Annotated in this window: 22 protein-coding genes and 3 pseudogenes; 5 read left to right on the forward strand and 20 right to left on the reverse strand. The window is 70.9% G+C overall.

The features are described from left to right. Positions 1-414 precede the first annotated feature (414 nt). Positions 415-1,785 carry an MFS transporter gene (locus ABT026_RS16915; RefSeq protein ID WP_351115245.1) on the reverse strand — a complete coding sequence of 457 codons (1,371 nt, stop codon included), beginning with the start codon at positions 1,783-1,785 and terminating at the stop codon, positions 415-417. A gap of 128 nt (positions 1,786-1,913) precedes the next feature. On the opposite strand from ABT026_RS16915, the gene ABT026_RS16920 reads away from it, so the two are divergent. Beyond that, positions 1,914-2,432 carry a GNAT family N-acetyltransferase gene (locus ABT026_RS16920; RefSeq protein ID WP_351115246.1) on the forward strand — a complete coding sequence of 173 codons (519 nt, stop codon included), beginning with the start codon at positions 1,914-1,916 and terminating at the stop codon, positions 2,430-2,432. Between the two features lie 256 nt (positions 2,433-2,688). On the opposite strand, the pseudogene ABT026_RS32170 reads toward ABT026_RS16920, so the two are convergent. The 3 genes and pseudogenes from ABT026_RS32170 to ABT026_RS16935 all read right to left on the reverse strand — a co-directional run. After that, positions 2,689-2,909, reverse strand: a pseudogene (locus ABT026_RS32170) (transposase); the annotation flags it as partial. 101 nt (positions 2,910-3,010) lie between these two features. Then, a complete protein-coding gene (locus tag ABT026_RS16930) occupies positions 3,011-3,913 on the reverse strand; it encodes a class I SAM-dependent methyltransferase (RefSeq protein WP_351115248.1) in 903 nt (300 codons plus the stop codon). A gap of 158 nt (positions 3,914-4,071) precedes the next feature. Then, positions 4,072-4,263 (reverse strand): hypothetical protein, encoded by a 192-nt coding sequence (locus ABT026_RS16935; protein ID WP_351115250.1) that lies wholly within the window; start codon positions 4,261-4,263, stop codon positions 4,072-4,074. 128 nt (positions 4,264-4,391) lie between these two features. Here ABT026_RS16935 and ABT026_RS16940 point away from each other — a divergent pair, with 128 nt between their 5' ends. After that, positions 4,392-5,189 carry a DUF1963 domain-containing protein gene (locus ABT026_RS16940; protein ID WP_351115251.1) on the forward strand — a complete coding sequence of 266 codons (798 nt, stop codon included), beginning with the start codon at positions 4,392-4,394 and terminating at the stop codon, positions 5,187-5,189. 79 nt (positions 5,190-5,268) lie between these two features. On the opposite strand, the pseudogene ABT026_RS16945 reads toward ABT026_RS16940, so the two are convergent. Continuing rightward, positions 5,269-5,647 (reverse strand): annotated as a pseudogene (locus ABT026_RS16945) (transposase); the annotation flags it as partial. A 354-nt stretch (positions 5,648-6,001) separates the two neighbouring features. Here ABT026_RS16945 and ABT026_RS16950 point away from each other — a divergent pair. Continuing rightward, a complete protein-coding gene (locus ABT026_RS16950; protein ID WP_351115253.1) occupies positions 6,002-6,223 on the forward strand; it encodes a hypothetical protein in 222 nt (73 codons plus the stop codon). A 165-nt stretch (positions 6,224-6,388) separates the two neighbouring features. Here ABT026_RS16950 and ABT026_RS32175 read toward each other — a convergent pair. The 3 genes and pseudogenes from ABT026_RS32175 to ABT026_RS16960 form a co-directional block, all read right to left on the reverse strand. Further along, positions 6,389-6,457: pseudogene (locus ABT026_RS32175) on the reverse strand (hypothetical protein); the annotation flags it as partial. Between the two features lie 377 nt (positions 6,458-6,834). Beyond that, the gene (locus tag ABT026_RS16955) at positions 6,835-7,629 is read right to left on the reverse strand and encodes an alpha/beta fold hydrolase (protein WP_351115254.1); all 795 of its coding nucleotides are present in this window, start codon (positions 7,627-7,629) and stop codon (positions 6,835-6,837) included. Between the two features lie 35 nt (positions 7,630-7,664). Continuing rightward, complete coding sequence (locus ABT026_RS16960; protein ID WP_351115255.1) at positions 7,665-8,873, reverse strand: MFS transporter; 1,209 nt, start codon at positions 8,871-8,873, stop codon at positions 7,665-7,667. A gap of 58 nt (positions 8,874-8,931) precedes the next feature. On the opposite strand from ABT026_RS16960, the gene ABT026_RS16965 reads away from it, so the two are divergent. Further along, positions 8,932-9,324: a MerR family transcriptional regulator gene (locus ABT026_RS16965; protein ID WP_351115257.1), complete on the forward strand. Its 393-nt coding sequence runs from the start codon at positions 8,932-8,934 to the stop codon at positions 9,322-9,324. A 307-nt stretch (positions 9,325-9,631) separates the two neighbouring features. Here ABT026_RS16965 and ABT026_RS16970 read toward each other — a convergent pair whose 3' ends face one another. The 8 genes from ABT026_RS16970 to ABT026_RS17005 all read right to left on the reverse strand — a co-directional run bounded on the left by ABT026_RS16970 (position 9,632) and on the right by ABT026_RS17005 (position 14,670). Then, the gene (locus ABT026_RS16970; protein WP_351115258.1) at positions 9,632-9,877 is read right to left on the reverse strand and encodes a DUF2283 domain-containing protein; all 246 of its coding nucleotides are present in this window, start codon (positions 9,875-9,877) and stop codon (positions 9,632-9,634) included. A 158-nt stretch (positions 9,878-10,035) separates the two neighbouring features. Continuing rightward, positions 10,036-10,296 carry a hypothetical protein gene (locus ABT026_RS16975; protein ID WP_351115260.1) on the reverse strand — a complete coding sequence of 87 codons (261 nt, stop codon included), beginning with the start codon at positions 10,294-10,296 and terminating at the stop codon, positions 10,036-10,038. Positions 10,297-10,472: 176 nt separating this feature from the next. Further along, entirely contained in the window at positions 10,473-11,000 is a 528-nt protein-coding gene (locus ABT026_RS16980; protein ID WP_351115435.1) for a GNAT family N-acetyltransferase, read from the reverse strand. Positions 11,001-11,050: 50 nt separating this feature from the next. Next, a complete protein-coding gene (locus tag ABT026_RS16985) occupies positions 11,051-11,812 on the reverse strand; it encodes a Type 1 glutamine amidotransferase-like domain-containing protein (protein ID WP_351115261.1) in 762 nt (253 codons plus the stop codon). Then, positions 11,809-12,330: a GNAT family N-acetyltransferase gene (locus ABT026_RS16990; protein WP_351115262.1), complete on the reverse strand. Its 522-nt coding sequence runs from the start codon at positions 12,328-12,330 to the stop codon at positions 11,809-11,811. Before ABT026_RS16990 ends, ABT026_RS16985 begins: the two co-directional genes overlap by 4 nt. A gap of 58 nt (positions 12,331-12,388) precedes the next feature. Beyond that, on the reverse strand, positions 12,389-13,408 hold the full coding sequence (locus ABT026_RS16995; RefSeq protein WP_351115263.1) for a phosphotransferase family protein: 1,020 nt from the start codon (positions 13,406-13,408) through the stop codon (positions 12,389-12,391). Positions 13,409-13,424: 16 nt separating this feature from the next. Further along, complete coding sequence (locus ABT026_RS17000; RefSeq protein WP_351115265.1) at positions 13,425-14,033, reverse strand: chloramphenicol phosphotransferase CPT family protein; 609 nt, start codon at positions 14,031-14,033, stop codon at positions 13,425-13,427. Between the two features lie 10 nt (positions 14,034-14,043). Beyond that, complete coding sequence (locus ABT026_RS17005) at positions 14,044-14,670, reverse strand: GNAT family N-acetyltransferase (RefSeq protein WP_351115266.1); 627 nt, start codon at positions 14,668-14,670, stop codon at positions 14,044-14,046. A 270-nt stretch (positions 14,671-14,940) separates the two neighbouring features. Between ABT026_RS17005 and ABT026_RS17010 the strand changes: the two genes are divergently transcribed. Continuing rightward, on the forward strand, positions 14,941-16,008 hold the full coding sequence (locus tag ABT026_RS17010) for a glycoside hydrolase family 43 protein (RefSeq protein ID WP_351115267.1): 1,068 nt from the start codon (positions 14,941-14,943) through the stop codon (positions 16,006-16,008). Between the two features lie 60 nt (positions 16,009-16,068). Here ABT026_RS17010 and ABT026_RS17015 read toward each other — a convergent pair whose 3' ends face one another. From ABT026_RS17015 to ABT026_RS17030, 4 genes are all read right to left on the reverse strand, one after another. After that, a complete protein-coding gene (locus ABT026_RS17015; protein ID WP_351115268.1) occupies positions 16,069-16,458 on the reverse strand; it encodes a VOC family protein in 390 nt (129 codons plus the stop codon). 199 nt (positions 16,459-16,657) lie between these two features. Continuing rightward, the gene (locus tag ABT026_RS17020; protein ID WP_351115270.1) at positions 16,658-17,860 is read right to left on the reverse strand and encodes an NAD(P)/FAD-dependent oxidoreductase; all 1,203 of its coding nucleotides are present in this window, start codon (positions 17,858-17,860) and stop codon (positions 16,658-16,660) included. Continuing rightward, positions 17,857-18,054, reverse strand: coding sequence for a ferredoxin (locus tag ABT026_RS17025; RefSeq protein WP_351115436.1), 198 nt, complete (start codon positions 18,052-18,054; stop codon positions 17,857-17,859). Before ABT026_RS17025 ends, ABT026_RS17020 begins: the two co-directional genes overlap by 4 nt. 20 nt (positions 18,055-18,074) lie before the next feature. Beyond that, positions 18,075-19,304, reverse strand: a complete 1,230-nt coding sequence (locus ABT026_RS17030) for a cytochrome P450 (protein WP_351115271.1) — start codon at positions 19,302-19,304, stop codon at positions 18,075-18,077. Between the last annotated feature and the right edge of the window lie 6 nt (positions 19,305-19,310).

Raw genomic sequence — 19,310 nt, forward strand, 5'->3', positions numbered from 1 at the left:
CCTACTACGGCTGACGGCGCGTCGGGGGCGGGCGGCGGGGGCCGGCCCCGCCCCCCCCGCCCCGGGTGCCCGCCGCCCGGTTCGCGTTCGCGTTCACGTCCGCGCGGCCGGTCCTTGCCGCTCGCGGCCGGTTCGCGTGGTGGCCATGCCGGGGCGGGGCGGGGCGCTGCCGGCTGTCGTGGTGGCCTCGCCAGGGCAGGCCGCCGGGGGCTGTGCGACGCCTCAGCGCGTTGCCGCACCGGTGGGCCGCCGCCTCGCCCCCTGTGTTCTGCCTGGCCCAGTAGGCGGCCGCCCGAGCCGGCGGGACTACGCCCCACCGGGGGCGGCCGCCGCCAGGCCCAGGCGGGCGACGCGTGAGGCCCGGTGGGCGACGCGCGACCCGGCGGCGGTGGTGTCCGGGCCCACGCCCGGTCCTCAGTCCCCGGTTACCTCCGGCGTCCTCGCCGTGGCGCCGCCGTCCTCCGTGCCCGCCGGTCGCTCGGGCCCCACCGGCGGGAGGCTCGGGCCGGGCAGTGGGAGGCCCGGCCCCGGAAGTGTGCGCCCCAGCCGTGCCAACGGGGACAGCGCCATCAGCACCGGTGACAGCAGCATGCCCGCGGCCGCGGCGAACAGCGCCGGACGCAGCCCCCACGACTGGGCGAGGAAACCGCCGAACAGGGACCCGAGCGGCGCGGTCCCCATCCCTGCGAAGGTGATCGTCGCGGCCACCCGCCCCTGCATGCCGTCCGGCGTGAGCGCCTGCCTGACCGCCATCACCGTGACGTTGACCAGTTGCCCGCCCGCGCCGAACAGGAAGTTGACCGCCACGAGAGCGGCGACCACCAGCGGGGCCGGGCCGTGCAGCGCGGGCACGCAGAGCATCACGCCGTCGCCGACCAGCGCCCCGCCGACCAGCACCGCCCCATGGCCGAACCGGCCCGGCAGACGGGCGGCGAGCAGCGAACCGACGAGCGCGCCGGGCCCCGTCGCCGCGAGCGCCAGCCCGACGGCGGCGCCGGACAGGTGCAGCTCACGGGGCAGAAGGACCAGGTACACCGTCATCGAGGCGGCCAGGAAGAACTGAAAGGCGGCCGACGCGAGGCCCACGGTCCGCAGCGCGGGATCGCCCGCCACGAAACGCACCCCCTCCCGGATGCGGCGTCCCACCCGGTCCGGTGCTCCCGCACGCCCGGGGACCGGTTCACGGCGACGGATCCGCCGGACCGAGACGAACGACAGCACGAAGAACGCCGCTCCCGCCGCGACGCCGACCGCCGCCGAGAACAGGGAGACCAGCGCGCCGCCGAGAGCGGGCCCGCCGATCTGCGCGGCGGACCGGCTGCCCTCCAGGGCGCTGTTGCCCCGCAGCAACTGATCACGCGGCACCAGCCGCACCAGGGAGGCCTGGTAGGCCACGTCGAAGAACACGGACAGCGCCCCGACGGCGAACGCGGCCACGAGCAGGGCAGGCAGGCCGAGGAGGCCGAACGCGCAGGCCACGGCCGCCACGCCGAGCACCACCGCCCGGCCGGCGTCCGCCACCACCAGGACCGTGAGCGTCCGCCACCTGTCGACCCAGGCGCCGACCAGCAGCGAGAGCAACAGCACCGGAGCCTGCCCCACCGCGCGCAGGACGCCCAGCCGGCCCGCGTCGACGTCGAGTGCCAGGACGGCCAGGAGCGGCAGGACCACCAGGCCGGTGTGCTCGCCCAGTTGCGAGGCGCTCTGCCCGAACCAGAGCCGCCGGAAATCCGCGTCCCGCCACAGCGCGGTCGTGCGAGGCGCGGGTGGGGGAGGGGAGGCCACGAATACCTCCTCACGGGGTCGCCGGGCGTGCGAACGGTAGCCCCGCAGCGAGGCGTGGCGACAACGGATTTCCGCTCACCACGCGCGAACAGGTGTCACCGCCCCCGCGGAGGGCCGATCATGACGCCATGGACACGCAGAAGGTCACCTTGCGGAAGATGACGCCCGCGGAGTACGAGGCGGCGACCGAGCACCGTGAGGGCGAGACCGCCCGCGCACTGGGCAAGTTCATGCCCGAGGAGCTGGCGGCGGAACGGGCGCGTCAGGGGACGGCACAGTTCCTCCCCGACGGGCTCGACACCCCTGGCCATCACCTCGTCGTCGCCGAGAACAGCTCGGGCGAGGTAGTCGGCAACGCCTGGATCGGCCCGGACCCGCGCCAGGCCGCCGGCACCGCCGACTCGGCCTGGCTCTACGACATCAACGTCTTCCCGCCGTACCGCCGCCACGGCTACGGCTCCGCCCTCCTCGCTGCCGCGGAGAACCTCGTCGCCGCCGAAGGCAGGACGTCCCTCAACCTCAACGTCGTGGGGGACAACACCGGAGCGATAGCCCTGTACCGGAGCAGCGGCTACGAGGTGGCCACGATGTACCTGTCGAAGAACCTGCGCGCCTCGGGCCCGTCCGGCGGATCAGGTGATGACTAGGGCCTCTCTTTCGGATCTTGGCGGGTGACCGGGTGGCACCAACTGATTGGGGCTGGAAACGCCTTGAAGTTGCACGCCTGAAGGTGCGGTCTTGGGCCTGTCTGCCAGGCGGGCACGGGGCGCAATCCGTTGGCCACCTTGACCGCAACGTCCCTGGACGAGTGGGCGCCCGCCCCGGCTGCCTCGCCTCAAACGGTGGATGTTCTGGTCCGCCCGGATCGGGATGACAGTCCGGATGCCACGGCCGCAGGTGCCCGCGGATCGCGCGCGACGAATACGCCTTGTCGGCCAGGACCATGTCTGGCCGCGTGCGAGGTCTGCCCCGGCGGCGGGGGACGCGCAGGCGGGCCATGACCTGGGCGAAGGCTGCTGCGTCGTTGGCCTGGCCGCCGGTCAGACGAAGGCGAGCGGGCGGCAGTGGCCGTCGGCCGCGAGACGGATCTTGGTGGTCAGCCCGCCGCGGGACCGGCCGATGGCATGGTCGGTCGGCTCGTCTGCCGGGGCCCTTGCCTGTGGGTGGCGATGATCCTGCGCCGGAAAGCGGTGTTCCGGTGGCGGACGACATCATGTACGGGCGTTCAGGTCCCGGCCAGTTGAAAGTGCCAGATGATCTCCACCGGAACCCCGGCGTTGGCCGCCACAGCAGCCTCGGGTACCAGGTCCATCAGGCACCATGGCCAGTTCTCCCACGGACCCACGTCGATAGGGAGCTTCCGTGGCGGATCCTGTGCCCCGGTCCGTCCCCCGGCTCGCTCCTCGGGTTCCTCGCAGCGCCGGACTTGTAGCCCCACCGTAAGCGCGGCACGCAGATAGTCCCCGACCGGATGACGATAGGTCTCCAACTGCCCCGGCGTCCCGTCCACCAAGCGCACCGAGGGAATCGAACCCCGCGCCACGCATTCCGGGTGGATGTCCGAGATCACGAGGTGCCCGCCCGGACGCAGAACCCTGGCGAACTCCGCCATCACCGGCCCCAGGTCGGGGACGTGCGTCAGGGCAAGAGAACAGACCACCAGGTCCATGGCATCATCGGCCACGGGCAGCCGACGCAGGTCGCCAAGGAGGAACTCGCCTGCTGGTACCCGCTCACGTGCCCGCGCCAGCATGTCCGCCGAGCTGTCGACGCCGACTGTCCGGTGACCGCGCTCGGCCAGCAGGGCCGTCATCCGACCGGTGCCGCAGGCGGCGTCCAAGGCCACACCAGTCGGCATTCCATCGAGGATTTCCCCGACCACCGGCTTGTCGAAGTCGAACGCCGAGTTGGGGCCGTCATAGGTCCCCGACCAGATCTGATATCCGTCGACGGTGCCCACCGGGGCAACGTCCACAGCGGCATCCGCCAGCGTCTCGTCGTCAAGCAGCCTCCGGATCTCGCCGATACGCGCATCGACGAACTCGCGATCGTGCTCCCCGGTGAACGATCGCAGCAGGGCGATGCCTTCAAGGCCCACCAAGTAGGCGAGCGGATTCTGGTGCTTCACGGCGCGACGCTAGCGACGCTCGTGGCGCCGGCGCCACCGATTTGCCCGTCGCTCCTGGCGATATACCTCTCGGTCACTGGTGATCTTCGCGTGATGCCGTGCGACGGATACGCGTCTTCGCAGTTGAACGGTCATGTCCCTTCCCGTGGTGTAGACGATCAGTCGTCTGATGCGGAGGGCAGGACGATGGGGGTGTCGGGGTAGAGGGCGTCCATGCTCTCGTTGGACAGGTAGCGACGGGGGAAGACGATCCATTCGTCGTGGAGTTCGGCAGGTTCCTCCTTGTGCGTGCGCTGCCAGTTCCGGGGGCGTCCGGGAACTGCCGGACCCTGACTCGGGCTGTCGGACACGATCCCCCACCGCCTTCACCCACCGGTTGTCCGGGGCGGTGGAAGAAGTGGATGCCGTGCGCGACGTAATGCACACCTTCGCCGCCCGCTACTGATCGCGTGTCAGTGCCCGTCTTTAGCCTGTGCGCATGACTGATCAACTCGTGGCGGAAACGCTGAGCCGGTTTCGGGCCAAGGCGGCGGAAGCGGGCGTGTCATCGCGTGACGTGGAGCTGTTGATCAGCTCCTTCCTGCCGGCGGTCTATCCGCAGACAGGCGGCGACGGACCGGTCGTCGTCCACCTCGGTGGCAACAACCCCATGCTGCCGATTGGCGCGGACAAGCCGAGCGAGCCATTCCTCTGCAGCATCGACTGCGCGCAGATACCGCCGAACTCAACCGGCCTCCCCCTTCCGGCCGACGGGCACCTGCTGCTCTTCGGCGACGCCGAGAAGTTCGGTCAGGGCCCGGGGCCCGGCTACGTGGTGTACGTACCCGCCGGGACGCCCACGACGGAGGTCCCTGCCCCGGAGCCCGTTCGCGGCTCGTACGAGGAGCGGCATTACCGCTCGGTCCGCGTGGGGCCGTCATGGCCCTCGTCCGGTCCCGACGGGTTCGCAGGCCCTTCCGACGACGAGTCCGAGATGACCGTTGAGGACTACGAACTCATGGACCAGCTGAGCGACATCTGGGAGGAGGCCGGCGGCAACCATTTCGGATCCGACCTGTACCTCGGTGGCCATGCGGACTTCTGGAACGACGATCCTGTCGAACAGGCGAACGAGTACGAGTACGGGGGCGGGACCGACTGGTGTCTGCTCGCCAACTGGTACTGCGACGACGTCGTCGCGCTTCCCCTTCCTCGCATGCACTGGTTGATCCGCCGCCAGGACCTCGCCGACCTGCGCTTCGACCGGGTGATGATCTCCGTCGACATAGCTGGCTAGCTCTCCCCCGGTCCACGCGCGCAACGGAACGACGACGGCCCGCCACCCCGACTGCGGACAACGCCGGTCAGTTCGTGGTCTCGCGTCTGCCCGCCCCAGCCTTCAGCGCCGTCCGCAGCGCGGCGTGCGGCAGGTCAATACCGGCAGCGTCATGGTGGGCCCGGACAGTAGTCGAGTCCATGCTGACCAGGGGCAAGTCCACCTCACCCCGCTTCGCGGCCTCTGCCAGCAGGGCCTCGAACACGACTGCGTCACGCCACTGCCGGAACTGGTTGGAGACGGTCGACCAAGCGCCGAACTCCGCCGGCATCTCCCGCCACTGCCCACCCGTCCTGAACCGCCAGATCACGCCCTCGGAACTGCTGTCGCAGCCGCTCAGGGTGCGGGCCGTACTCGCCGATCGGCAGAGACGGCCCGATGAACTCCCACGCCACGGCGGTCAGTTGCACTCGCGTCACGCGAGGCGATCTACCGGACCACGCCTCGACGCGAGGGCGATACCCGAAGAATGATCGCGACTCGGTACGACCCCTAGGCCGTCGACCACCGTTGCTGACCAGCCGGTGCTTGGGGCCTCGGTCATGCTGAGGGGAACGAAGGAGTAGCGATCAGCCGCAGCCTGCCGCGCGCCCCGGCACGATCTCACGCCTGACCGTCCGGGCTGAGGAACGGGACGTCTGGCTCTGCTTCGAGCCTTGGGCGACAGAACACACCGTTCCGGCCGGCACGAGCGTGGTCGTCGAATTCGACGGCGTCCGTAGGAGTTCCGCGAGGACGTCGTGCGGGTCGCGCCCAACCGCGAGCCCGGCGTCATGCTGGAACAGGTGGCCGCCGACTTCGGTGTCCACCTGGCGTCGCTGACGAAGTGGCTGCGCCTCGCGGAGACCGAGAACAGCGCGACCGCCAGGCCCGCGACGGCACCGACCGAGTTGGCCGAACTGCGCGAGGCACGCAAGCGAATCCGGATGCTCGAGCAGGAGCACGAAGTCCTTGGGAAGGCCGTGCCTCGGCCGCGCGCAGTCCGTCGTAGGTGAGCTCGCGCTGGAGTTTTCTCTGAAGTTTGCCGGCGGCGGACACGGTGGACAGCAGTTCGCCGGTGCGCGGGTGGCGGGCGGTGAGGTCCATCGCGGAGAAGGCGCCGTCGTGGATGCGCAGGGGATCTGGTCGCGGTGGAGGATGTCGAGCACGTCTAGGATGTGGCCGGTGCCGCGTACGAGGCGGAACATCTCGGAGATGTGCACGGTGTCGCCTGGCAGGGCGTAGGTGAGGAGCGCGCGGAACTTCGGGCGCTGGAGCGGGTGGAGGCGGCTGGAGGTGCCGGGGTCCTCCTCGAAGACGACCCGGTCCTAGATGCCTGCCTCGTGAAGGACGAGGTTCTGCCGGGCGGTGGACTGCTGGTCGGTCGAGACCCGCTTGTAGATCAGGTTTGCCACCGAGGTCCCTTTCCGTGCGGAGGAACGGACCCTATCTGTCGTCAAACCCTGTCAGCAATGACCATCGGATCTGATTGGATTCGCGCCGCCGCGACCCCCGGATCCCGGGTTCATTGGATGCCTCGGCCGCTTGTCGTCAAACGATCCTTTGACGACAGCCAGCCTGCCGACGACGTCACGAAGGAGGTCGCCGGCAGGCTGCCTGGCGGCCGTCAGGTGTGACAGTCGCGGAGGAAGTCACGGATGAGGACGCCCCATTCTGCAGGCTGCTCGACGAACGGCAGGTGGCCGGCTGCGACCTCGGCGTAGCGTGCTCCCGGGATGGCATCGGCGAGCTGCCGGTGGTGCTGCGGGGTGACGAGCTGGTCGAGCATGGTGGAGATGACGAGGGTCGGCACGGTCAGCGTGGCGAGGTCGGCGCGGACATCGACGTGGTCGATGATCAGGTCGAGGTGATCCGGCGTGCCGGGCGGGATGGTGGCTGCGGTGGTCTTGATGGCGGTGTCGAGGTCGTCCTGACCGATGGCTTCCAGAGCAGGTGCGCTGAGACCGATCAATGAGACGTAGGCGGCCAGCTGCTTCAGATCCCCGGCGCGGAGTAGGTCACGCCACAGCTTGGCAGCAAGCAGGAGGCGCGGGTTGGGATGGGCGAAGCCGGCGGTGAGGACCAGAGCGGTGACGCGGTCGGGGTGGCGGGTCGCGGCCCGGATGGCGACCGGGCTGCCCAGCGAGTACCCGGCAATGGCAAAGGTGTTCAGGCCTTCTTCGACGGCGGTGGCGACCAGTTCGTCGGCGAGGCCGCCGAGGGTGAGTGGTTCTTCGGAGCGTTCGGTGCGGCCGCTGCCGGGATAGTCCGGGCCGATCACGGTGTGCTCGGCGGTCAGGGTGTCCATGATGGGGCCGTAGTTGGCGTCGATCCCGCCGCCGGCGCCGTGGGCGAGAAGCAGACCGGGGCCGGTGCCGCGGACAATGCGGCCGAGCCTGGAGGCGGGCAGGGGGATGGACATCTTCGTGTCTCCTTCGGATGTACGGCAGTAGGTGATCACTGCTGGCAGGTGTGATGGTTCTGGGCAGTGGCGGCCGCGATGAGCACGGCGCCGGCGGCGAGCAGGGCACCGGTCCAGGGAAGATCGGTGAGGGCCAGGCCGGTCGTGAGGGCATATCCGCCGAGCTGGGAACCGCCGGCGACGCCGAGGTTGAACGCGGAGGCGCTGATGGCGGTGACCAGGGTGGGCGCTGCAGGTGCGGCGGCCAGAGCCCTCTCCTGCAGCAGTGGGATGAGGGCGGCGGCAACCACGCCGAGTACGAGCACGGTGAGGGCCGACGTCCACTGGATGCGGCTGGTGAAGCCAAAGGCGGCGAGCACACCGGCCAGGGCGACCAGCAGCGAGCACAGTCCGGCCCACGAGGCGCGATCGGCCAGGCGGCCGCCGAGGACATTGCCGGCTACCGCGCCCAGCCCGAACAGAGCGAGCAGGGTGGTGACGGCGGACGGGGTGAAGTCGCTGACCTGCTGCAGGAGAGGCGCGATGTAGGTGTAGGCGGTGAACAGCCCGGCCTGGGCGACCGCGATGATCGTCAGCACCAGTCCTACCCGGAGCCGGAGCAGGCCCCGCACCTCGTCCAGAGGGCGAGGGATTGCGCGCAGAGCGGGCGGCCTGACGAGCACAGTCACGCTGCAAAGGACGAGAGCGGCGAGAGCCGTGATGGCCCAGAAGGTGATGCGCCAGCCGTAGTGGTCACCGATCCAGGTGCCCAGCGGTGCACCGAGAACCGTTGCCAGATTCCAACCGGCCGTTACGACGGCGATGGCGCGCCCACGGCGGGCCGCCGGCATCATGGCCACGGCGATCACCATCGCCGTGGCGAAGGCGGTGCTGTGGGTGAGCGCGGTCAGCATCCGGGCCGCCACCAGGGCGTTGAAGCTGCCTGCCAGCGCCGCGGCGAGGTTGCCGGCGACGAACACGCCCAACAGCACCAGCAGTGCGTGGCGCCGCGCCAGCCGCAGCATCCCCAACGTCACCAGCGGCCCGGCGACCGTGACGACCAGGGCGTACCACGTCACCAAGGACCCGACCGTCGGCAGCGGACGGTGCCAGTCGGCCGACAGTTCCGGCAGCAGCCCGACCATGACCCACTCGGCAGTGCCCACGACGAATACACAGGCGGTCAGGACCGCCAAGGCGGCGCCGCAGTGCCGTACTGAGGAGACGGTGGTCTCGGTCTCCAGGGGCGCGGTGCTGGTGTTCATGGCCGAACGCTAAAGTCTCACATCGCTGTGAGAGTCAATGCGGTGAGGTGCAGATCACATGCGCATCGGGGAGATGGTCCGCCGGACCGGGGTCAGCGAGCGGCTGCTGCGCTACTACGAGGAGCAGGGCCTGCTGGCGCCGACGAGGCTGCCGAGCGGCTATCGGGTTTACACCGACGCGGACGTGGACACCGTCCGGCGCATCCGCACCCTGCTCGCCGCCGGACTTCCGACCGCAACCATCGCCCAGGTCCTCCCGTGCGTCCGTGATGACGGCTCGGCCCTCGCGCCGGTGTGCTCCGACGTGGTGGCGGAGCTACGCCGCGAGCGCGAGCGCATCACCCACGCGATCAAGGACCTGCAGACGTCGCGAGGCATACTCGATACGGTCCTCGCCGCTGGCCCGGCCAACTCTGGGCAAGCGGTCCAGCCTCCCCAGCCAGCGGGTTGATGCCAACCATGATGTAGGCACGCATCAGGTTGAGCGCCCGCCGGGACGCAGCGCCCTCGTGCTCACTCCTCGCCCATCAGTGCGGTGATGGCCCTGAGGCTCCTTCTCGTCGGTGCCCGCGGAGATGCGAAGCGTGTGCGCTCATTGAAATGCCGGCTGTGGGTGCAGTTGGGGTTGTTCCTCATGATCGCCGCTTTGATGGCCGCCTTCTACGACCCCCACCGAGTCAACCAGTAATTCCCCGGGCAGTGAGCCTCCTCCAAGCTGCGGCCCAGAGCGCGGCCGGGCGGCCGCGTACTCGATCGCTTTATGTGTCCTCGGCGTCCAACCGCTCAGCGGAATCGATCAGGTAGTTGGGCAGTTTTTCACTGGCCGCCAGCACCTCGATGCCGATGAGGCGGCCCTCCTCGTCGAAGTCGAGGTTGATCATGCCGTCGACGCCCACAGGGTCGCAGGGGTACATGCGTGCGGAGTTCACTCGGACGTGCGGCTCCGTGAAATACACGTACGCCGCGTTCACGGATTTGTCGTAGGTAACTTTGACTTCTGCCACGGTTCGCTCCCTTGGCGTGGTTGGTGTCGGCGCGCTCCTCGCCCACGCTGCGCGCAGACCTTGGCAATCTTTTGCCGGCACTGCGAGGGGTGCGGTCGAGACGGCTTGACGATGTCGGGGATGTGGGTGGTGTCGCAATGGAGCTTGCGCAGGAGGGGTCAGTCTTTGAAGGCGGCTTCGTCATGTTCTTGCCGCCAGTTCGCAGTGACCGTGCCGCCGAACGCCTCGTCGGCAGCGGGGCCGGCCACCAGCCGAAAGTTGGGAACTTCCTCGGAACCTCTCAGGACCCTTCTCCCTGCGGGGGGCAGTGGCGCGCGATTTGGCGCAAGGCCGCTCAGGCAGGAATTGCACCAGAACACCGACATGCCTGAGCCGTCCCTCATGTCGTCGACGATGAAGATCAGCTGGAGATCCTTCATGCCGCAACTGGGACATGTTTGGCATGGCGCGGCATCAGGGTGCGTGTACGCCTGCTCGTACTCGTGAACCCAACTCGACGTCTCGGATTTCGCGTTCACTGCAACCCACTCCCGCTCGTTTCCCAACAGTTGCCTTGGAACTTCGCCGCGGCCGTCTCCCCTGCGTTTCTTGGTCGTCACCGGGCGAGGTCGTGCAGGTCCCGGATGTACCGGTCGAAGCGTGCGTCGTCCGCAGTGTGCGTCGGCTCGCGGAGGGTGAACCCCGCCCGCTGTGCGACCGCGGCAGATGCGGGATTCTCCGGTTCCACCTGGATCACCGCCTCCGCCCCGCCCTCCCTCGCCGCGTACCGGGACGCCAACAGGACCGCTCGGGTGGCCAGGCCACGTCCCCGCCAGGACGGATAGAGGCCGTAGGCGACATTCACCTGGCCGGGCGCCAGACCTGCTCCTGCGAACCTCAGGTCGACCGTGCCCGCAAGCACCTCGTCGGCACCCATCCGGATGCCGAACGCGCGGAGTGGCCCCGCGGTGTCCCATTGGTGCCGGCAGTGCCGGAAATACGCTTCAACGCCCTCCCGCGTACCGGGACCACCGTTGAGCCAGCGAACGAGGGCCTCGTCCTCGCCTGCGAGGTGCGCCTCGACATCGTCCACCCGCAGGGGGGACACCGTGATGGTCCCGTCGGACAGCCTGACTTCATGCATCCGCTGATTCTTGATGCCAGGGCCGTGCCGCACCACCGGATTCCGCGGCGCTAGGCGTCGCCCTCGCCCGCGCCGACGAGCAGTCGGCACACCTGCGCCCGCTCCTCCACCCCCTCCTCCGCGTCCGCCTCGACGCGGAGGAGACGCGCCTGCGGCAGGCGGGTGACCGCCTCCTCCAGACGGCCGTCCGTGAAGAGGGCGCCCACGCCGTCCTCGACGGCCCAGCCGGCGGGCAGCCTGCCCGTGGCCACCGCGTCCAAGTAGGAGGCGCGGCGCCCCGGCTCCCCGTCGTAGTGGGGACACACCGAGCCCGGCAGGATGCCCAGCCCGTCCGGCAGGAAGGTGAGGGGGCCGAAGGAGTCCGTGTGGGACCCCTGCGCCCAGCAGTTGGCGCCCGCGCTGATGCCGCAGAGCAGGGTCCCCCGGTCGTAGGCCTCACGCATCAGCCGGTCGACCCCGTGGACACGCCACACCGCCAGCAGGTTCGCGGTGTTGCCGCCCCCGACGTAGAGGACGTCCTGACCGAGCAGGAAACTCCGCAGCCCTTCGTCGTCCAGCTCCCTGCGGAACAGCGGCAGGACGGAAGGCTCGCAGTCCCGCCGGGAGAAGGCGTCCAGGAACCGGTCGATGTATGCGGGGGCGTCCCCGCTGGCCGTGGGGACGAAGCACACCTTTGGGCGCGGTCTCCCCGCCCGTTCCAGCACCCAGTCGTCCAGCAGTCCGTCCGCGTCCGTGGAGAAGCCTCCGCCGAGCAGTGCCACACGCCGCGCCGGAGCACCCGCCATCGCCATCGGATCGCCTCCCGAAGTCATCGTTCCTGCTTCGACGTCGTCACCCAGCGGATCTCACCGTCGTGACACTCGTCGGTGGCCTCGAGTCCGGCGGCGGTGGCCACGGCGGCGGAGGCGGCGTGGTCCGGGTGGATGTGCGCCACCACGGTTCGCACCCCCTGCCGTCCGAGCCAGTCGACGAGGGCGTGGGCCGCCTCGCCGGCGATGCCGCGGCCCTGCCACGGAGTCCCGACCACCCAGGCCACCTCGGCGACGGTGTCGGGGCCGTCGAAGTGGACGGTGGCCTGCACCGTGCCCGTCAGGCACGAGGCGGCACGGAGCCGGACCACCCAGTTCAGCCAGCCGACGGCCGGGTCGCAGGAGCCCGCGACCAGGCGCCGGTAGCGCCAGCGCAGTCCCTGCGGCGTCTCCGGTTCGCCGCCGATGAACGCGTGCAGCGCGGGATCGCCCAGCACGGCGGCCATCTCCTCGGCGTGCTCGACGCGAAGGGGCAGCAGCACCAGCCGGTTCGTGGGGATGCTTCCCGCCGTGAAGGTCACCGCTCGCCTCCGTCGTGGGTCGTCCGCCGGCACGGCGCGGAGCCGCGTCCGGGCCGCCTCATCCGTACCGCTCCGTCAGAGCCTCGAGGTACCGCTCAAGCCGCTGCGTGAGAACGGCCGGCGTCAGGTCCTCGCGCCCGAGCTCCCGCCAGGGCACGGCGACCTTCTCCGCGTCCGGCGCGAACGCCAGGGCGTCGAGGACCCGCCAGTACAGGTGATCCGCGGGACTCTCCGCGAGCACTCCGCCGGCCGCGACGTAGCGGTCCGCCAGCGCCATGCCGGCCTCCACGCCGTGCAGCAGGGCCAGGGCGGTGGAGCAGTGGGCCACGTCGAGGTCGGCCGGCCCCCAGGAGGTCTCGACCCAGTCCACGACCCCGCTGATCCGCAGCCGGTCGCCCTCGCCCGAGTACAGCACGTTGCCGGGATGGAAGTCCCGGTGCAGGAAGCAGGGCCGGTGGTCGGGGGCCGGCCGGCGGATCACCTCGACGGCCCGCCGCCATACCTCCGGCGACTGCGGGTTCTCGGGAAGCCGCACCGACTCCGGGTCGGTCCACGCCTGGTAGTCGCGCGGACGGGTCGCCTCGGTGACGCGCACGCCGTGGACGGCGGCCAACTGCCGGGCGAGGAGCTCGCTCCGGTGCGCGACGCCCGTCCCCTCGTCGTCGACCCTGAGGCTCCCCGGCAGCAGCGACATCAGCAGCGAGGGGTGGTCGCAGTGTTCGGCGGTCGCGTCGACCGCGACGAGGCGGGCCGCGGGGACATCGGTGCCGGCGAGCAGGCGCAGGACGTCGGCCTCCCGGGTGAGCAGCCCGGGAGCGTGCTTCACGAAGAACGGCTTGACGAAGGACCGGAGCACCAGGGAGTAGGCGTCGCCCTCCCCCTCGATCTCGAGCCGGCGCATCCACGCGGTCCACCCGCCGGACAGTCGTGTTGCCGCGCGGATCCGGTGACCGCGGGGGAGCTGGTGCTCCACCCAGGCACGCGTACCGGCCCAGCCCGGGTCGGAGGGATCCACGCCGTCGGCCGTCGCCACCGTACCGTTCGCCCCGTGTCCTGGCGCTTCGCCGCTGCCTGTCATGGCCACACCTTAGCGATCATGGGGCGGTCGGCAGCTCGCCAGTCGGCAACTGGCCAGTCTGCAGCTCGCCAGTCGGCAGGTGGCGGGCGCGAAGGCGGCTGAAGGCGGTGGGCGTCGGACGCCGCGGGAGGAAGTCCTTGATCCGCAGGGCGCACTCGCGCGCGCCCGTGCGGGTGGTGTCGCACTCCAGGTCGTAGTCGCCGTGGCTGTGCACGAGGTCGTACTGGTGGGCGGCCAACCCGGAAGGGCGGTCCCCACGCGCCTGTTCGCGGCGGAGCAGCTCGTCCAGCGAGCACCGGACCCCGACGAAGAGCACGCTCTCCGGCCGCAGCACGGTCAGGCAGTCCACCAGCCGCCACGGCTCGCTGAGCACGTGGTCGACGACGACGTCGTTGCCCACCTCCGCCATGGCGGCGATCGAGCGGTGGAACCCCATCCGGGTCCTCCGCAGCGCGGCGTCGAGCTCCGCCTGCCCCAACTCCCGCTTGGTCCGCATGGCGTTGAAACTGTCGACCGCCAGGTGGAAGAACACCGCGTCGTCCAGGACGGTCAGGAGCTCGCGGGCGATGCTCGACTTGCCCGAACTGGACGTGCCGTTGAGGAAGATGATGCGCCCGGGTTCCATGCGGCCATGATCACACGGTGTCGCGCCGAGGCGTGCGGCCGCCGGTGTCCGGCAGCGCCGCGGGCGGCAGTGCGGTGGGCGGCAGCGCCGCGGGCGGCGGCGGCACCGGGGGCGGGAGCCGGAACCAGTAGCGCCTCACCGGACCGTCCTCGGTCTCCCGTATCCCCTCGAATACACCGCCGATGCGCTCGATCGTCCTCGCCGAGGCCAGGTTGTCCCGTTCGCAGACCAGCAGGACGCGTTCCATCCCCAGCTTCCACGCCTCGCCGAGCATCCGGCCCAGCGCCCAGCCGGCCAGTCCGCGACGGCGTGAGGACGGCCGGATGCCGTACCCGATGTGCCCGAACTGCAGGATGTGGTCGTCGTGACCCTGACGCAGCGCGATGCCGCCGAGCACCTGTCCGTCCTCGACGATCCACCGGTACACGCAGACCGTCCGCGCCGCCTCATCGGGGCCGACGGCCGGGAAGGACTCGTCGGCCATCCGCGCCAGCCAGGCCGCGAAGCCGGCCGGCGACTCCACCTCGTCGGTCGGCTCCAGGCCGAATCCGTCCTCGTGGGGGCCCGGACCCCACTCGTGATGTGCCTGGAGCCAGGCGGCGTGCAAGTCCGCGGTGGGCGCGATGAGTTCAGGCATGACGTGACGATACCCACGCGCACCGCTGTGCGTCGCCGACCGCGGCCGGTCCCGTGCGGTGGCGGTCCGCTCCCGGCCACGACCCGCCGATCGCGTCGCGCCAAGGCGCGGTGTCGGCGTCCAGGGTCGGCCGGGTCGCGGCCCCGTCGTCGCGCCACCGCAGAGCCCGCACCGGGCCGTGGCGAGTGAGATGACATGAGCACGCCCTTCTGGTGGGTAGGTATCGGCGGAAACGCTGCTCGTCCCCGCCCCCCACCGGAAAGAGACGGCATGAGACTTCACCGTGCGTCCGCAGCGGCCGCCCTCGCGCTGGCCCTGCTCCTGGCCCTGACCCTGTCGCTGACGTCGGCCGGGCCCGCCGAGGCGGGCCAGACGAGCCTCCGCGCCGCAGATCCGAGTGTCCTGCGGGTCGGTGGCACCTACATCTCCGTGCAGTCGACCGGCGCCGGCATCGCCGTCCGCCAGGCGTCCTCCACCGGCGCGCTGGCCTCGGCGACGCCCCGCCAGGTCTGGTCGGACAGCCGGAACCTCGGTGAGGTGTGGGCGCCCGAGATCGTGCGCGACGGCGGCCGCTACTACATCTACTTCACCGCGGGACGGGGATCCGCCCACCGGATGTACGTGATCAGCTCGGCCTCCCCGGACAGCGGCTGGAGCGGCGAGACGAAGCTCGCCCTGCCCGACGACAAGTGGGCCATCGACGGCACCCTGTTCACCTTCAACGGGCAGCGCTGGTTCGTCTGGTCGGGCTGGGCGGGTGACACCAACGTCGAACAGAACCTCTACATCGCCCGGATGAGCAGCCCCACCACCCCGACCGGCGGGCGGTACGTGATCTCCCAGCCCCGCGAGAGCTGGGAGCGCGTGGTCGGCAACCCGTACATCAACGAGAGCCCCGAGGCGATCAAGGATCCCAACGGGCAGCTGCACATCGTCTACTCCGCCAACGGCAGCTGGAGCGACCAGTACTGCCTGGCCGACCTCCGGCTGCGGGCCGGAGGCGACCCGACCTACGTCTGGGACTGGTACAAGTCCAACGGCTGCCTGTTCGGGTCCAACCGGGCGACCATGATGGCCGGCTGGGACCCGACGCTGCACGTCAACGGCCCGGGCCATCACACCTTCGTGCTGCTCGACGGGGACATCGCCACCAGCCCGCCGGCCGGGCCGACGTTCCCCCTGATGTTCCACGCCGTGCCCAAGGGCACCCCGTACGCCTGGGATAACCGGTACTGGTACACCGGCAGCTTCTGCTGGTGGGGCAACACCGCCTACAGCAGGGCCAACGTCCCCGGCCCCAACACCGACACCGGGTGGAGCCTGAAGTTCTTCGAGTGACCCGTCGGTGAGGGGAGGGCCCGACGGAGCGGGCCCTCCCCTCACGGTGCCGGAACCGTGTCACTCCCCGCCGTCGGGGACGTACAGGCAGAACGGATGGCCCGCGGGGTCGATCAGCACGCGTACGTCGTCCTGCGGCTGGAAGTCCGCCTCCTTCGCGCCCAGGGCTAGCGCGCGGTCGACGGCCGAGGGGAGGTCGTCCACCTCGATGTCCAGGTGCATCATCATCTGCTGGTCGGACGGGCCGGCGGGCCACACGGGCCGGGTGAACCGCGACTCGGTCTGGAACGACAACGCGGCGCCTCCGCCGGGCGCCGCGAGCTCGATCCAGTCGCTCTCCTCCCTGCGAATGGACCACCCGAGCAACTCGTGGTAGAAGCCAGCGAGTTCGCTCACGTCGGGAGCGTCGAGCGTGGTGGCGGACAGAGTGAACCGTGGTTGCTTCGTCATGCGGTACGTGTTGCCCGCCTGCCGTGACCGAAAGACCGGGGGAGCGGGTTCCGGGCCGAATTCGGCCGGTTCCACCCACTCGGACGATCCGGCGATCCGGCGAACCCACCCCTCAGCCCCGTCCGGCCGCTGCCGGTGCGCCGGCCGGCGGCCAAGCCGATCCCGCCCGCTCCGGTGACCACCACGACGTCGGCTTCGGTCAGTGTTCCTCCTTGACGAGATGCCTGCCGGGAGCGCTGCCGAGATGCCCGTCGAGGTGCTCGCTGCGCGGTCCGTCGAGAAGCGCCTGCCGCCAGGGGCGGACCGCCTTGGGCGGCATGCCGACCGCCAGGGCCCCGACCAGGCGGCCCTCCGCGCGGTAGGCGGCGAGAAAGCGCCGCTGCCCGAGGTCGCCCTCGGCGATCTCGACGGTGTCGTGACCCCGCAGGTGGCCGTACGCGTGGAGCTTCATGTCGTACTGGTCGGACCAGAAGTAGGGGAGTGGGGCGAACGCCGTCCGGGCCTGCGGTCGGAGCAGGTTGCGCGCCGCCGCCATGGCCTGCTCGGCGGCGTTGGTGCGGTGCTCGATCCGCATCGACGTCCCGAAGAGAGGGTTGTGCCAGCGGGCGACGTCCCCGGCGCCGTAGACGCCGGGTGCGGCCTCGCTGAACCGGTCGCAGACGAGCCCGTCGGCGACCTCGAGGCCGCTGCCCTCCAGCCATTCGGTGTTGGGCCGCGAGCCGATCGCCACCAGCACCTCGTCGCCCTCGACCGAGGAGTTGTCGGCGAGCAGCACCCCGCCGCCGACGACCTCGGTGACGGCGACACCGGTGCGCAGGTCGACGCCGTGCTCGCGGTGCGCCGCGGCCAGAACCTCTCCCACCCGTGCTCCCACGGCGTGGGCCAGCGGGACCGGGGCGGGCTCGAGCAGCACCACCTCGCAGCCCAGTCCACGGGCGACCCCGGCGACCTCGGCGCCCAGGAAGCCGGCGCCCACCACCACGAGCCGTCTGCCCGCACCCAGTCGCTCACGGAGCTGCAGGGCGTCGCGCAGGGTCCGCAGCACCCGGCCGCCGCCGGGCAGCCGACGGGGCCGGACGCCGGTGGCCACGATCAGACCGTCGTAGCCGACCTCACCGCCGTCACCCAGACGCACCACCCGCGCGGCGGTGTCCAGGCCCGTGGCGACGGCGCCGAGCCGCAGGTCCAGCTCGAGCGCCCGCAGCGCCTCCTCGGTCCGCAGCGACAGCCGCCCCGTCTCCCACGCGCCGGCGAGGACCTGTTTGGACAGCGGCGGACGGTCGTACGGGGCGTGCGGCTCCTCACCGATCAGGGTGAGGGAGCCCGCGAAGCCCTCACGGCGCAGCGTCTCGGCCGCGGTGAGACCCGCGGCCGAGGCGCCCACGACGACGATCCGTCTCACCGCTCCACCAGACGCAGGGCGGCCGCCGGGCACACCGCCGCCGCCTCACGGACCTCGTCGTGGTGCTCCGGACCGGGCTCGGGGTCCAGGACGACCGCGACACCGTCCTCGTCACGCTGGTCGAACACGGCGGGCGCGACCATCGCGCACTGGCCGGCCGCGACGCACCGGGGCTCGTCGAACTCGATGTACAGGGTCATGACGTCTGCTTCCTTCACCAGGTGACCGGCAGGGACCTGAGGCCGTAGGCGACGCCCTCCATGGCGAACGGCACCTCCTCGAAGGGCACCGCGAGCGCCAGCGTGGGAATCCGCCGGTAGAGCGTGCCGTAGACGACCTGCAGCTCGACCCGGGCGAGCGACTGGCCCAGGCACTGGTGGGCGCCGTAGCCGAACGCGTGGTGATGCCGGGCCGGCCTGCGCAGGTCGAGCCGCTCCGGCTCGGGGAACGCCTCGGGGTCCCAGTTCGCCCCGGCCAGCTCGAAGATGACGCCGTCCCCGGCCTTGACGACCGTGTCGCGCACGGCGATGTCCTCCTCCGCGATGCGCCGGATCCCCGAGTGCACGATCGTCAGGTAGCGCAGCAGCTCCTCGACCGCGCCCGCGACGAACCGCGGGTCGTCGCCGTGCTCGCGCAGCAGCTCCAGCTGGCCTGGATTCCGCAGCAGGGCGAGGGTGCCCAGCGAGATCATGCTCGCGCTGGTCTCGTGGCCGGCGATGAGGATCGCGGTGGACATCGTCACGGCCTCCTCGGGGGACATCTCCCCGGCCTTGACGCGCCCCGCCATCTCGGACATCACGTCGTCGCCGGGCGAGGCCATCTTCCTGGCGAACAGGTCCCCGAGGTAGCCGCCCAGCGCGCGGCCCGCCTCCTGCGCCTCCTCGGGCGTGGAGTCGTGACTGATCAGCACATGGCTGGTGGTCTGGAAGAACTCGTGGTCCTCGTAGGGCGCGCCGAGGATCTCGGTGATGACGAGGGTGGGCACCGGCAGTCCAATCGCCTGGACCAGGTCGGCCGGCCTCGGCCCCGCGAGCATGTCGTCGATCAGCCCGTCGAGGACCTCCTGGATGCGGGGCCGCAGCGCCTCGACCCGCTTGACCATGAAGGGGGCGTTGACGGTGCGGCGCAGCCTGGTGTGCTCGGGCGGGTCGGTGTTGGTGATCAGCGCCGGGTGGTGCGGGGCGCTCGCCGCGCGGCTGCGCGTCATGTGCGGATAGCCAGGACGCTTCTCGTCGATGCTCAGCCGGGGATCGTTGAGCAGGGCGCGCTGGTCGGCGTGCCGGGTGACGAACCACGGCGTGCTGCCGTCCCAGATCCGCACCTTGCCCACCGCATCCTCGCGGGTCATCCCACGTACCGTCGCGGCCGGGGCGAACGGGCACCGCGCCTCCCGCTCCATGGGGTAGTCGGGGACGGGGCCGGCAGGTTGCGGCGTCTCGGACATGGGCCT

The organism is Streptomyces sp. NPDC002734 (genome assembly GCF_040295685.1).
Classification (GTDB): Bacteria; Actinomycetota; Actinomycetes; order Streptomycetales; family Streptomycetaceae; genus Streptomyces.